The 12,949-nt window shown below is 67.3% G+C and carries 13 protein-coding genes; 3 read left to right on the plus strand and 10 right to left on the minus strand.

Annotation, left to right across the window (positions count from 1 at the left end; genetic code table 11):
* Nucleotides 1-41: 41 nt before the first annotated feature.
* Complete coding sequence (gene acnB, locus IAE60_RS12375) at nt 42-2,633, plus strand: bifunctional aconitate hydratase 2/2-methylisocitrate dehydratase (protein WP_185896071.1); 2,592 nt, start codon at nt 42-44, stop codon at nt 2,631-2,633.
* Nucleotides 2,634-2,697: 64 nt separating this feature from the next.
* Here acnB and hflD read toward each other — a convergent pair whose 3' ends face one another.
* Genes hflD through IAE60_RS12395 form a run of 4 tightly spaced genes read right to left on the minus strand, consistent with a single transcriptional unit; the run spans nt 2,698 to nt 5,413 of the window.
* Nucleotides 2,698-3,309, minus strand: a complete 612-nt coding sequence (gene hflD / locus IAE60_RS12380) for a high frequency lysogenization protein HflD (RefSeq protein WP_244966564.1) — start codon at nt 3,307-3,309, stop codon at nt 2,698-2,700.
* Nucleotides 3,306-4,424 (minus strand): tRNA 2-thiouridine(34) synthase MnmA, encoded by a 1,119-nt coding sequence (gene mnmA, locus IAE60_RS12385; RefSeq protein WP_185896073.1) that lies wholly within the window; start codon nt 4,422-4,424, stop codon nt 3,306-3,308. The genes hflD and mnmA overlap by 4 nt, the downstream gene beginning before the upstream one ends.
* The gene (locus IAE60_RS12390) at nt 4,421-4,882 is read right to left on the minus strand and encodes an NUDIX hydrolase (protein ID WP_185896074.1); all 462 of its coding nucleotides are present in this window, start codon (nt 4,880-4,882) and stop codon (nt 4,421-4,423) included. Before IAE60_RS12390 ends, mnmA begins: the two co-directional genes overlap by 4 nt.
* Nucleotides 4,883-5,413: a hypothetical protein gene (locus tag IAE60_RS12395; protein WP_187572480.1), complete on the minus strand. Its 531-nt coding sequence runs from the start codon at nt 5,411-5,413 to the stop codon at nt 4,883-4,885.
* Between the two features lie 47 nt (nt 5,414-5,460).
* Here IAE60_RS12395 and clpS point away from each other — a divergent pair, with 47 nt between their 5' ends.
* Both clpS and clpA read left to right on the plus strand, forming a co-directional pair.
* Nucleotides 5,461-5,781, plus strand: a complete 321-nt coding sequence (gene clpS, locus IAE60_RS12400; RefSeq protein WP_185896076.1) for an ATP-dependent Clp protease adapter ClpS — start codon at nt 5,461-5,463, stop codon at nt 5,779-5,781.
* A 154-nt stretch (nt 5,782-5,935) separates the two neighbouring features.
* Nucleotides 5,936-8,215, plus strand: coding sequence for an ATP-dependent Clp protease ATP-binding subunit ClpA (clpA, locus tag IAE60_RS12405; RefSeq protein WP_185896077.1), 2,280 nt, complete (start codon nt 5,936-5,938; stop codon nt 8,213-8,215).
* Nucleotides 8,216-8,302: 87 nt separating this feature from the next.
* On the opposite strand, the gene IAE60_RS12410 is transcribed toward clpA, so the two are convergent.
* The 6 genes from IAE60_RS12410 to trxB all read right to left on the minus strand — a co-directional run bounded on the left by IAE60_RS12410 (nt 8,303) and on the right by trxB (nt 12,938).
* On the minus strand, nt 8,303-8,647 hold the full coding sequence (locus IAE60_RS12410) for a hypothetical protein (protein WP_185896078.1): 345 nt from the start codon (nt 8,645-8,647) through the stop codon (nt 8,303-8,305).
* Nucleotides 8,648-8,848: 201 nt separating this feature from the next.
* Nucleotides 8,849-9,067: a translation initiation factor IF-1 gene (gene infA / locus IAE60_RS12415; protein WP_055943174.1), complete on the minus strand. Its 219-nt coding sequence runs from the start codon at nt 9,065-9,067 to the stop codon at nt 8,849-8,851.
* Nucleotides 9,068-9,152: 85 nt separating this feature from the next.
* The gene (aat, locus tag IAE60_RS12420; RefSeq protein WP_187572481.1) at nt 9,153-9,899 is read right to left on the minus strand and encodes a leucyl/phenylalanyl-tRNA--protein transferase; all 747 of its coding nucleotides are present in this window, start codon (nt 9,897-9,899) and stop codon (nt 9,153-9,155) included.
* Nucleotides 9,900-9,927: 28 nt separating this feature from the next.
* Nucleotides 9,928-11,061, minus strand: a complete 1,134-nt coding sequence (locus IAE60_RS12425) for a GNAT family N-acetyltransferase (RefSeq protein WP_187572482.1) — start codon at nt 11,059-11,061, stop codon at nt 9,928-9,930.
* An 11-nt stretch (nt 11,062-11,072) separates the two neighbouring features.
* Complete coding sequence (locus tag IAE60_RS12430; RefSeq protein ID WP_187572483.1) at nt 11,073-11,960, minus strand: metallophosphoesterase; 888 nt, start codon at nt 11,958-11,960, stop codon at nt 11,073-11,075.
* A gap of 24 nt (nt 11,961-11,984) precedes the next feature.
* A complete protein-coding gene (gene trxB, locus IAE60_RS12435) occupies nt 11,985-12,938 on the minus strand; it encodes a thioredoxin-disulfide reductase (protein WP_162109334.1) in 954 nt (317 codons plus the stop codon).
* Nucleotides 12,939-12,949 lie beyond the last annotated feature (11 nt).

Consider the following 12,949-nt stretch of genomic DNA (forward strand, 5'->3'; position numbering starts at 1 on the left):
CTTTCCCATTCCACCGCATCAACGAACGACCGGAGCCACCCATGTTGGAAGCCTATCGCCACCACGTAGCCGAGCGCGCCGCGCTGGGCATCCCGCCGCTGCCGCTGTCGGCCCAGCAGACGGCCGAGGTCATCGAACTGCTGAAGAATCCGCCGGCCGGGGAGGAAGACTTCCTGGTCGAGCTGATCACCCACCGTGTGCCCGCCGGTGTCGACGATGCCGCCAAGGTCAAGGCGTCCTACCTGGCCGCCGTCGCATTCGGCACCGAGAAGACCCCGCTGATCACGCCCAAGCGCGCCACCGAGCTGCTGGGCACAATGCTGGGCGGCTACAACATCCACCCGCTGATCGAGCTGCTCGACAACGCCGAGCTGGGTGCGACCGCCGCCGAAGGCCTGAAGCACACGCTGCTGATGTTCGACAGCTTCCACGACGTGCAGGAGAAGGCCGAGCAGGGCAACGCCCACGCCCAGGCCGTGCTGAAGAGCTGGGCCGATGCCGAGTGGTTCACCAGCAAGCCGGAAGTGCCGCAGTCGCTCACCATCACCGTGTTCAAGGTGCCCGGCGAGACGAATACCGACGACCTGTCGCCGGCACCCGACGCGACCACGCGCCCGGACATCCCGCTGCACGCGCTGGCGATGCTGAAGAACAAGCGCCCCGACGCGCCGTTCGTACCCGAAGAAGACGGCAAGCGCGGTCCGGTGCAGGAAATCCTGTCGCTGAAGGAGAAAGGTCACCTGGTCGCCTACGTCGGCGACGTGGTCGGCACCGGTTCCTCGCGCAAGTCGGCGACCAACAGCGTGCTGTGGTTCACCGGCGAGGACATCCCGTTCATTCCGAACAAGCGCTTCGGCGGCGTCTGCCTGGGCAGCAAGATCGCCCCGATCTTCTACAACACCATGGAGGACGCCGGCGCGCTGCCGATCGAACTCGACGTGTCGCAGATGAATCACGGCGATGTGGTCGAGCTGCGCCCGTACGAGGGCAAGGCACTGAAGGACGGGCAGGTGATCGCCGAGTTCCAGGTCAAGTCCGAGGTGCTGTTCGACGAAGTGCGTGCCGGTGGCCGGATTCCGCTGATCATCGGCCGCGGGCTGACCGCGAAGGCGCGCGAAGCGCTGAAGCTGCCGGCGACGGACCTGTTCCGCCAGCCGCAGCAGCCGGCCGACAGCGGCAAGGGATTCTCCCTGGCGCAGAAGATGGTCGGCCGCGCCTGCGGCCTGCCGGAAGGCCAGGGCGTGCGCCCGGGCACCTACTGCGAACCGAAGATGACCTCGGTGGGCTCGCAGGACACCACCGGCCCGATGACCCGCGACGAGTTGAAGGACCTGGCCTGCCTGGGCTTCTCGGCCGACCTGGTGATGCAGTCGTTCTGCCACACCGCGGCCTATCCCAAGCCGGTCGACGTGAAGACGCACCACACGCTGCCCGAATTCATTTCCACCCGTGGCGGCATCTCGCTGCGTCCGGGCGATGGCGTGATCCACAGCTGGCTCAACCGCATGCTGCTGCCCGACACCGTCGGCACCGGTGGTGATTCGCACACGCGTTTCCCGGTGGGCATTTCGTTCCCGGCGGGCTCGGGCCTGGTCGCGTTCGCCGCGGCCACCGGCGTGATGCCGCTGGACATGCCGGAATCGGTGCTGGTGCGCTTCAAGGGCCAGATGCAGCCGGGCGTGACCCTGCGCGACCTGGTCAACGCCATCCCGTACTACGCCATCAAGTCTGGCCTGCTGACGGTCGCCAAGCAGGGCAAGAAGAACATCTTCTCCGGCCGCATCCTCGAAATCGAAGGCCTGCCGGACCTGAAGGTGGAGCAGGCGTTCGAGCTGTCCGACGCCTCGGCCGAGCGTTCCGCGGCCGGCTGCACGGTGCGCCTGAACAAGGAACCGATCATCGAGTACCTCACCAGCAACATCACGCTGCTGAAGTGGATGATCGCCGAAGGCTATGCCGACGCCCGTTCGCTGGCCCGCCGCATCGCCAAGATGGAAGCATGGCTGGCCGACCCGCAACTGCTGGAACCGGATGCCGACGCCGAGTACGCCGCCGTCATCGAGATCGACCTGGCCGAGGTGCACGAGCCGCTGCTGGCCTGCCCGAACGATCCGGACGACGTGAAGACGCTGTCCGACGTGGCCGGCACCCAGATCGATGAAGTCTTCATCGGCTCGTGCATGACCAACATCGGCCACTTCCGTGCGGCCGCCAAGCTGCTGGAAGGCAAGCGCGACATCCCGACCCGCCTATGGGTCGCGCCGCCGACCAAGATGGACGCGTCCGAGCTGACCAAGGAAGGCCACTACGGCACCTTCGGCACCGCCGGCGCGCGCATGGAAATGCCGGGCTGCTCGCTGTGCATGGGCAACCAGGCGCAGGTGCGCGAGGGCGCGACGGTGTTCTCCACCTCGACCCGCAACTTCCCCAACCGCCTGGGCCGCAACTCCAACGTGTTCCTGGGGTCGGCCGAGCTGGCCGCGATCTGCTCGCGCCTGGGCAGGATCCCGACCAAGGCCGAGTACATGGCCGACATCGGCGTGATCAACGAGAAGGGCGCGGAGATCTACCGCTACATGAACTTCGACCAGATCGAGGAGTACCAGGACGTGGCGAAGACGGTCGCCGCCTGATCGCCCGCTGCAACGAAGAGGCCCGGCAATGCCGGGCCTCTTCTTTGGGACGGTGGCGGATGGGTCAGGACAGCCAGTCGTCGACGGCGTCCAGCATCTGCCGGCGGCTGAAGACGAAGTCCCACATGCTGCCGCCCAACTGGCGCCACAGCACGGCCGAACGCACCGCCGCCAGCAGGATCGCCCGGATCTCCGCCACCACCCCCGGTTGGCCGAGGTAGTGCGGGTTGCCCTGGACCATCACGCGCGGGCGCAGGTGGCTGATGGTGTCGGCGTAAAGGCCGCCGAGCGCCGACAGCACATCGGGATGCGTGCTGCCGTGCTGCTCGGCGCGCGGCGCGATGTCGGCCAGGCCGCAGGTAACGGCGTGCACGGTGTCGTCTTCGCGCACGAACCGCCGCTCCAACTGCAACACCGCCATCGCCAGGCGTGGCAGGCCGTCGTCCTGCGCCTCCTTGGCCAGATAGCCGCGCAGTACCCGCAGCCCGGGGGCGATGTCGCCGAGACGGCCGTACACCGCCAACGGCGTGGCGGCTTCGATGCGGAACACGCTCTCCAGCGACGCCTGCACGGCCGAGGATTCGGATTGACCCGTTTCGGCGATGCGCCGCACCTGGTGGAGGGCCTGTGCCAGCCCGGCCAGGGCCAGCACACGGTCGGAATATCGGTTGCTCAAGCTGCTTGCTCCGCGAAACGGGTTTCCAGAGGGGCGTCGGTGCGCGCGATGACCGCACCACCCAGGCATTCGTCGCCGTCATACAGCACCAGCGACTGTCCCGGCGTGACGGCACGCTGCGGCGTGGTGAACTCGACCATGACGCTGCCATCCTCCATCACCTGCACCCGGCACGGTTCGTCTGGCTGGCGATAGCGCGTCTGCGCGGTGCAGTCGAAGCGCCCGGCGGGCGGACTGCCCGACACCCAGTGCGCCGTTTCGGTCCACAACCGCGTGGACATCAGATAGGGACTGTGCGTGTCCTGGTCGACGTACAGCACATTATGGGCCACGTCCTTGCCCACGACATACCACGGCGCCTGCGGACGGCCACGCACGCCACCGATCTGCAGGCCTTCGCGCTGGCCCAGCGTGAAATAGAACACGCCCGGATGCTCGCCGACCACCTGGCCCTGCGGGTCGCGCATCTCGCCGCGCCGCGCGGGCAGATAGCGCCCCAGGAACTCGCGGAAATCGCGCTCGCCGATGAAGCAGATCCCGGTGGAATCCTTCTTGTCGTGCGTGGGCAGCCCCGCCTCGCGCGCGATCCGGCGCAGGTCCGACTTCTGCAGTTCGCCGATGGGAAACAGCGTGGCCGACAGCTGGGTCTGGCCCAGCTGGTGGAGGAAATAGCTCTGGTCCTTGCCGCGGTCCATGCCGCGCAGCAGCCGCCAGCGTCCGCCCGCTTCGCCCACGCGGGCGTAGTGGCCTGTTGCGATCTTCTCGGCCCCCAGCTCGCGGGCGGCGTCCAGGAAATGCTTGAACTTCACCTCCCGGTTGCACAGTACATCCGGGTTCGGGGTGCGGCCGGCGGCGTACTCGGCCAGGAAATGTTCGAACACGCCCTGCCAGTACTCGGCCGAGAAATCGCGGAAATGGAACGGGATACCCAGCCGGCCGCAGACGGCCACGGCATCGCGGCGGTCGTCTTCGGCACGGCACTCGCCGGTGCCGTCGTCGGCCCAGTTCTGCATGAAGAGCCCGGCGACGGCCTCGCCCTGCTGCACCAGGCGCAGCGCGGCCACCGACGAATCCACGCCACCGGACACGCCAACGATGACCCGCGGAGCGCTCATGCGATGTGCTGCAGCGTGGACAGCGGCGAACGACGGCCGGCCAGGTAGTCCTGCACGACCCGCCAGACCAGCGGACTGCGATGGCGGTCGGCCTGCGCCTGCAGTTCCGCCGGCGTCAGCCACACGGCCTGGACGATGCCGTCATCCAGCGGACGGTCGGGCAGGTGCCGAACGGGATCGGCGGAAAAGGCGAAGCGCAGGTAATGCCGCCCGGTCTCGGCTTTCCACTGGTAGGCGCCGATGAAGGCGGTCGGCGCCACCTCCCAGCCGGTTTCCTCGAGGGTTTCGCGACGGGCGGCGTCCAGCAGGCTTTCGTCCGGCTCCAGGTGGCCGGCGGGCTGGTTGAACACCAGCCGGCCCTGAGCGCGCTCTTCCACCATCAGCAGCCGGCCGTCGCGGACCACCACGGTGGCCACGGTGACGTCGGGCTGCCAGAACCGGCCCTCGCGATAGCTCACTTACAGGTCGTCCTGGTCGCCGGAGAGTTCGATCTCCTGGTTGTCGGCTGTCTCGGCCGCGATGTCCATCGCCGCTTCCAGCGCCGCCGCATCCACGTTGTCCGGCAGCTTGATGACGAAGTACAGCACGTCGCCGGCGATCTCCCAGCTGCCCAGCTTCTTGGTGCGGCTGTCCGCCAGCAGCGCCAGCGCCTGTTCGCCGTCGATGCCGTCGGCCGCGATGCGTCCGGCCGGCGAGAACACTTCGCGGATGCTCAGGCCGCTGATCTGCTCGGTGCCGCCCGACACGAACACCAGCTGGGTGCGGTTTTCCTTGTCGTACGAATAGGTGGCCTTGTAGTCGCCGTCGGCATCGATCTCGTACTGGATGCCGCGCGCCTTCAGCCGGGCCTCGACCGACGCATCGGCGGCGGTGGCGGGTGCCGCGACGGCGGCGGCGACGCACAGCAGGGCGGGGATGGGCAGGCGGGACAGCGTCGGGATCATGGTCGGCTCGGGGTGGATGGAATGGCGCATTGTGGCCGGGGTCACGCATGGCGTCCATGCGGGCGACAGCGGCCAGCGCCTATAATCGGCACATGCCCCGCAAGAACGAAAACGAACGCGACCACGGCCTCATGGTGGAGACCAGCCGGCCCGAGGTCGCGCCGCCGCCCCTCTACCAGGTGCTCCTGCTCAACGACGATTACACCCCGATGGATTTCGTGGTGACCGTGCTGCAGCAGTTCTTCGCCATGGACCTGGAGAAGGCCACCCAGGTGATGCTGCACGTGCATACGCGCGGCCGCGGCGTGTGCGGGGTCTACACCCGCGAGGTGGCCGAGTCCAAGGTGGCCCAGGTCAACGAGTTTTCCCGTATGAACCAGCATCCCTTGCTGTGCACGATGGAGAAGTCCTGAGGGATTCCGGCACGGGCAGGCCGGACCGGCCCGAGCGGTCTGGGGGCGTCGTGGCCTGGTGCAAGGCAACGATCCCTGAACACTGAAATCCGGTAGGCTGATGGAAAACCGCCCGCCAGGCCGCATATTGTCGGCATAGGCCCCGGAGGCAACCATGTTCAGCAAAGACCTCGAGCAGACCATCGGCCAGTGCTACAAGCGCGCCCGTGAAGCTCGGCACGAATTCATGACCGTCGAGCACCTGCTGCTCGCCCTGTTGGAGAATCCCTCGGCACAGGCCGTCCTGAAGGCGACCGGTGCCGATGCCAACCGCCTGCGCGCTGACCTGGAGCAGGCCATCGAGGCCTCGGTCTCGCGCCTGGCCGAAGACGATGGCCGCGATACCCAGCCGACGCTGGGCTTCCAGCGCGTGCTGCAGCGTGCCGTCTACCACGTGCAGTCCTCGGGCAAGAAGGAGGTCACCGGCGCCAACGTGCTGGTGGCGATCTTCGGCGAGAAGGATTCGCACGCCGTGTATTTCCTCAACCAGCAGGACGTGACCCGGCTGGACATCGTCAACTACCTGTCCCACGGCATCGCCAAGCAGGGCGAGGAAAACGAGGCCTCCGGGCATCCGGAGGGCGAGGGCAAGGCCGAGGGTGCGGAAGGCGAGGGCAAGGGCGACGCCCTGGCCGAGTTCGCCAGCAACCTCAACGAGCTGGCGCGCCAGGGCCGGATCGACCCGCTGGTCGGCCGCGGCGACGAGATCGAGCGGACCATCCAGGTGCTGTGCCGCCGGCGCAAGAACAATCCGCTCTACGTGGGCGAGGCCGGCGTGGGCAAGACCGCGCTGGCCGAGGGCCTGGCCAAGCGCATCGTCGAGGGCGAGGTGCCCGACGTGCTGCTGGATGCCGTCATCTATTCGCTGGACCTGGGCGCGCTGGTCGCGGGCACCAAATACCGCGGCGACTTCGAAAAGCGCCTGAAGAGCGTGCTGGCATCGATCAAGAAGATCCCGGGCGCCATCCTGTTCGTGGACGAGATCCACACCATCATCGGCGCCGGCTCGGCTAGCGGCGGCACGATGGATGCCTCCAACCTGATCAAGCCGGCGCTGGCGTCGGGCGAGCTGCGCTGCATCGGCTCGACCACGTTCCAGGAGTACCGCGGCATCTTCGAGAAGGACCGCGCGCTGGCGCGCCGCTTCCAGAAGATCGATATCGTCGAGCCCACGGTGGGCGAGGCCTACCAGATCCTGCAGGGACTCAAGCCCAAGTACGAGGCGCACCACGGCGTCACCTACGCCGACGATGCGCTGCAGGCCGCGGTCGACCTGTCGGTCAAGCACATCGGCGACCGCCTGCTGCCGGACAAGGCCATCGACGTCATCGACGAGGCCGGCGCCCGCCAGCGCCTGCTGCCGCAGGAAACGCGCAAGGAACTGATCGACGTCGAGGAAATCGAGACCATCGTCGCCAAGATGGCGCGCATCCCGGCCAAGCAGGTGTCCTCGTCCGACAAGGACGTGCTGCAGCACCTGGAGCGCAACCTGAAGATGGTCATCTTCGGGCAGGATCCCGCCATCGAGACGCTGGCGTCGTCCATCAAGCTGGCCCGCAGCGGCCTGGCCAACCCGGAGAAGCCGATCGGCAGCTTCCTGTTCGCCGGTCCGACGGGTGTGGGCAAGACCGAGGTGACCAAGCAGCTGGCGCTGCAGCTGGGCATCGAACTGGTCCGTTTCGACATGTCCGAATACATGGAGCCGCATTCGGTCAGCCGCCTGATCGGCGCGCCCCCGGGTTACGTGGGCTTCGACCAGGGCGGTCTGCTGACCGAGAAGATCGTCAAGACGCCGCACTGCGTACTGCTGCTGGACGAGGTCGAGAAGGCCCACCCCGACATCTTCAACATCCTGCTGCAGGTCATGGATCGCGGGGTGCTCACGGATACCAACGGCCGCGAGGCGAACTTCAAGAACGTCATCCTGGTGATGACCACCAACGCCGGCGCCGCGCAGGCGTCGCGGCGGACGATCGGCTTCATGCAGCAGGACCATTCCACCGATGCGATGGAAGTGATCCGCCGCAGCTTCACGCCGGAGTTCCGCAACCGACTGGATGCCATCGTGCAGTTCCAGGGCCTGGGTTTCGACCACATCCTGCGGGTGGTGGACAAGTTCATCATCGAGCTGGAAATGCTGCTGCAGGAGAAGCACGTCAGCCTGTCGGCCACACCGGCGGCGCGCGACTGGCTGGCCCAGCACGGCTTCGATCCGCTGATGGGGGCGCGTCCGATGGCCCGCCTGATCCAGGACAAGGTGAAGCGGCCGCTGGCCGACGAGCTGCTGTTCGGCAAGCTGGTCAATGGCGGGCGGGTCGGTATCGACGTACGCGATGGCGAGCTGGTGGTCGATGCGCAGGCAGAACCGGAGCGTTTGTTGCCGGCGACCGTGTAGATCACTGCCGGAATCGATTGCAGGCGAGAAAAAAGGCGGCCCGCGGGCCGCCTTTCTCGTATCGCTTCCCGCGGCTCGATCGCCGCCTCAACGCCGCGCGCGTTGCTTGCGCTTGGCGAACTCTTCGGCGGAAATCGTCTCGACGACGCTGACATCGCAGGTCGAGGTCTTGGTACGCACCTTGGTGCCGGCGGGGCACAGCCGGTCGGCCTGGCCATCGGCGCTGATCTGGATGGTCGGCGTCATCGTCACCGAATCGCAGTTGCGGGCGAAGCCGAGGCGGTAATGGGATTGACCATCGCGAAGGAAGATCTGGCCGCCGCCGCCGGCACGGACGATCTCCTGGCTGCTTCCCAGTGCGACGCAATCGGCAACCGGTTCGCCAGCCATGGCGAAAAACGGAGAGAGGCCCAAAGCCAGCAGGGCGGTCATGGAGAGATGACGAGGTTTCATGGCAGTCGTGATTGGAGGCAGCCCGTATCGGCCGACATCCATGCTAGGGATCACGCTGCCGACGCGAATCTGCCCAAAGTCGCCATGACCACCGACCCAATGACGAAGGTCATTGAGAGGCGACCGCAATAACGAAGAAAGCGGCCCAGGGCCGCTTTCCGATCAGACGCATCAAGAAGCTTATTTCATGCGGTAGGTGATTCGACCCTTGGTGAGGTCGTAGGGGGTCATTTCGACCTTCACCTTGTCGCCGGTCAGGATGCGGATGTAGTTCTTGCGCATGCGGCCGGAAATGTGGGCGATGATCTCGTGCCCGTTTTCCAGCTTGACCCGGAACATGGTGTTGGGCAGCGTCTCGGCGACGGTGCCTTCGAATTCAATGGAATCGTCTTTCGACATGTAAACCTGTGTGTGCCGCGAGGGATGGCGGGTGCCATGAAGCCCGGTATTGTACGCCCCGCGCGCGCCAGGTGCAAAAATTCCGTTATGGCACCGATGCTTGCGCCAGTTCGGCGGCCGGCATGCGTCCGAATCGGAGGGTCCAGGGGCCTGCGGGCGCCGGCAGGTCCACCAGGCCTGCGACCTCGGCCAGGAAACGATATCGGGGCATCCGGACGGCTCCCAGCGAGACCAGATGGTCGTTTTCCACCTGGGCATCGATCAGCGGCCAGCCCCACCCGTGCAGCCGCGCCGCCAGCGCGGCCAGCGCGACCTTGGAACCGCCCGACCGGCCACTGAACATGCTCTCGCCGAAGAACATGCGCCCGATCGCCACGCCGTAGATGCCGCCCACCAGGGCGTCGCCCTCGAACACTTCGACCGAATGGGCGTGCCCGTGGCGATGCAGATCGATGTACGCCTGGCGCATGCCCGAGGTGATCCAGGTGCCGTGCTGGCCCGGCCGTGGCGCCTTGGCGCAGGCCGTGATCACCTGCTCGAACGCGGTGTCCGCCCGGACCTCCCACGGGCTGTGCCGGAGGCCGCGGCGGAAGCGGGAAGACAGGCGCACGCCATCGGTGGCGAACACCATGCGCGGATCGGGCGACCACCACAGCGGCGGCTGGCCGGGCGAGAACCAGGGAAAGATGCCGTGACGATACGCATTCAGTAGGCGCGGCAGCGACAGGTCGCCCCCGATCGCGAGCAGGCCGTCGGGCTCCTGCATGGCGCTGTCCGCCGGCGGGAAGGGCGCGCGGGGATCGGAGGAAAGGACGAACGGCCGCTGGCGCATCGGGTGATCCTGGGCTCGGGCCGCGCGCTCAGGCACGGTCCTGCTGTTTGAACGGCGAGTGCGACTGCAGCGTACGCGCATAACGGCGTACCGCCTGGCTTTCCTCGTCGCACCAGTGCGCCAGCGCACCGGCGAACTCCGGGTCGGCGATCCAGTGTCGCGAGCGTACCCAGGCCGGCAGGAAACCGCGTGCGATCTTGTGCTCGCCCTGGGCCCCGGGCTCGAACCGGGCCAGACCCTCGCGGAGGCAGTAGGCGATGCCCTGGTAGTAGCAGGTCTCGAAATGCAGTCCCGGCAGGGGCGCTTCGGCCCCCCAGTAGCGGCCGTACAGCGTGTCGTGCCCGCGCAGGCACAGCGCGCCTGCGATGGTGCGGCCGTCGTGGTCGGCCAGGAACATCACCAGCTGCCGCGGCATCGTCTGCGCCAGATGCTGCAGGAACGGAAGCGTCAGCGCAGGCGAATTGCCGTAGTCCTGGAACGTGCGCAGGTAGAAGCCGAACATGGCCTCCAGGTCGGCCGCGGTCGCCTCGTCGCCGTGCACCGTGCGGATGACGACGCCGGCCCGCTGGACCTTCGCCCGTTCCTGGCGGATGTTCTTGCGGTGCTTGTGGTCGAAATCGGCCAGGAAGCCGTCGAAGTCTCGCCAATGCCCCGGATTCCGCCAGTGGTACTGCACGTCGATCCGCGGCAGCCAGTCGGAAGCGAACGCATCGTCCTCGTCTTCCGCATGGAAGTTGACGTGCGCGGACGACAATCCCAGGCGCAGCACCTCATCGCGCACCGCGGTCAGCAGCGCCTTGCGGTGCGCGGCGTCCTGCGCCAGCAGGCGCGGTCCGGTGACCGGCGAGTAGGGCACGGCACAGAGCCATTTGGGGTAGTAGTCCCGCCCGTAACGGGCATAGGCATGCGCCCAGGCATGGTCGAAGACGAACTCCCCGTGCGAGTTGTCCTTCAGGTAGCCAGGTGCGGCCGCAACCAGCGTGTCGCCCTCCCACAGCGTCAGGTGGTGCGGTGTCCATCCCCAGTCCCGGCGCAGGCATCCCTGTGACTCCAGCCCGTGCAGGAAGGCGTGGGTCACGAAGGGATTCCGACCATCGTGCAGGGCGTCCCAGTCGCGCGCGCGCACGTCGGCCAGGGACGGAAGGAAGCGGGCGTCGTACATCGTCCGCGATGCTAAGGGCGCAGGTCCAGCACGTCGATGGTCGGCGGATTGAACAGGCGCATCGGCAGGCCGATCTCCCCCGTGCCCACGGTGGTGTACACGCGGACGCGGCCGTGCGGCGTGCGCAGGAACTGTTCGCCGCGATCGAAGCCGTACTGGCTGGGAATCACGTGCCGGTACAGCCAGGGAATGCGGATCTGTCCGCCGTGCGTATGGCCCGCCAGTACCAGGGCGACGCGGGCAGGGTCCAGCGCGATGGCGCTGTCGGGATTGTGCGCCAGCACGAGGGTGGGGCCAGGGGCTGGACCGGCCGCAAGGAAGCCCGGATCGTCCTTGCCCGCCCAGCGATCCCCCAACCCGGCGACGCCGAAGCCACGCACGGTCACCGTCCGGCCTTCGATGACCTGCACGCCGTGCGTCGCCAACGCCGCACGCAGCTCCGCATCGATGTCGGGGCCGGGAGCCTGCTGGTCGTGGTTGCCCAGCACCGCGTAGACCGGCTTCTGCAGGGTCTCCAGGGGGGCGAACATGCGCTCCAGCGGCTCGCCGTCAGGCTCGTAGGTGAAGTCGCCCGCGATCACGACCGCGTCGGCCCGCAGCGTGTTGATGCGGTCCACCAGCCGCTGCAGGTAGGCGCGGTCCTTGTAGACGCCCAGATGGATGTCGCTGATCAACACCAGCCTTGCCTGCGCGCCGGTGCCCGTCAGCACCGTTTCCTGCACGCGGATACGCTGGGGCTCGACGAAGCGCGCCCATGCGAACACCAGGCAACCGGCCAGCAGCAGGGCGACCAGCCAGCGGCCACGGCGCTCGCGCAGTCGCCATCCCAGCCACGCCATGAACGGCACGACGAGCCAGCTCCCGTGGAACAGGCACTGCTTGATCAGCAGCTTGTCCATCCTTGGCGGGTGTCGCTGCCCGGATCAGCCGTCCTTGTCCAGGAAGCGCTCCGCATCCAGCGCCGCCATGCACCCGAAGCCGGCCGAGGTGATGGCCTGGCGGTAGTGCTGGTCGGTGACGTCGCCGGCCGCGAACACGCCCGGGATGGTGGTGGCGGTGGCGTTGCCCTCGATGCCGGAGCGGATCTTCAGGTAGCCGTTGCTCATGTCCAGCTGGCCTTCGAACAGGCCGGTATTCGGGGTGTGGCCGATGGCCACGAAGAAGCCGTGCACGTCGATGTCACGCGTGCTGCCGTCCTGCACCGACTTCACCCGGATGCCGGTGACGCCGGCATCGTTGCCCAGCACCTCGTCGACCGTGTGGTGCCACACCGGCTCGATCTTGCCGGCCTGGATCTTGGCGAACAGCTTGTCCTGCATGATCTTCTCGGCGCGCAGGGTGTCGCGGCGATGCACCAGATAGACCTTGCGGGCGATGTTGGACAGGTACAGCGCTTCTTCCACGGCCGTGTTTCCGCCGCCGATCACCGCCACGTCCTGGTCGCGGTAGAAGAAACCGTCGCAGGTCGCGCAGGCGGACACGCCGCGGCCCTTGAAGGCCTCTTCGGAAGGCAGGCCCAGGTACTTGGCCGTGGCGCCGGTGGCGATGATCAGCGCGTCGGCGGTGTATTCGCCACTGTCGCCGATCAGCTTGAACGGCCGCTTGGACAGGTCGGCGGTATGAATGTGGTCGAAGATCACTTCGGTCTCGAAGCGCTCCGCATGCGCCTGCATCCGCGCCATCAGGTCCGGACCCATCAGGCCATGCGCGTCCCCCGGCCAGTTGTCCACTTCGGTGGTGGTCATCAGCTGGCCGCCCTGCTGCAGGCCGGTGACCACGACGGGCTTGAGGTTGGCGCGGGCCGCGTAGACGGCCGCGGTCCAACCGGCGGGGCCGGAGCCCAGGATCAACAGGCGGCAGTGCTTGGAAGTGCTCATGTATACTCGCG

Source organism: Pseudoxanthomonas mexicana, from assembly GCF_014397415.1.
Classification (GTDB): domain Bacteria; phylum Pseudomonadota; class Gammaproteobacteria; order Xanthomonadales; family Xanthomonadaceae; genus Pseudoxanthomonas_A; species Pseudoxanthomonas_A mexicana.

Excerpts from the sequence above, each read along its gene's own strand:
- acnB (WP_185896071.1), top strand. The coding sequence starts at position 42 with ATGTTGGAAGCCTATCGCCACCACGTAGCCGAGCGCGCCGCGCTGGGC.
- mnmA (WP_185896073.1), bottom strand. The coding sequence starts at position 4,424 with ATGAGCGCTCCGCGGGTCATCGTTGGCGTGTCCGGTGGCGTGGATTCG.
- clpS (WP_185896076.1), top strand. The coding sequence starts at position 5,461 with ATGCCCCGCAAGAACGAAAACGAACGCGACCACGGCCTCATGGTGGAG.
- clpA (WP_185896077.1), top strand. The coding sequence starts at position 5,936 with ATGTTCAGCAAAGACCTCGAGCAGACCATCGGCCAGTGCTACAAGCGC.
- IAE60_RS12410 (WP_185896078.1), bottom strand. The coding sequence starts at position 8,647 with ATGACCGCCCTGCTGGCTTTGGGCCTCTCTCCGTTTTTCGCCATGGCT.
- infA (WP_055943174.1), bottom strand. The coding sequence starts at position 9,067 with ATGTCGAAAGACGATTCCATTGAATTCGAAGGCACCGTCGCCGAGACG.
- aat (WP_187572481.1), bottom strand. The coding sequence starts at position 9,899 with ATGCGCCAGCGGCCGTTCGTCCTTTCCTCCGATCCCCGCGCGCCCTTC.
- IAE60_RS12425 (WP_187572482.1), bottom strand. The coding sequence starts at position 11,061 with ATGTACGACGCCCGCTTCCTTCCGTCCCTGGCCGACGTGCGCGCGCGC.
- IAE60_RS12430 (WP_187572483.1), bottom strand. The coding sequence starts at position 11,960 with ATGGACAAGCTGCTGATCAAGCAGTGCCTGTTCCACGGGAGCTGGCTC.
- trxB (WP_162109334.1), bottom strand. The coding sequence starts at position 12,938 with ATGAGCACTTCCAAGCACTGCCGCCTGTTGATCCTGGGCTCCGGCCCC.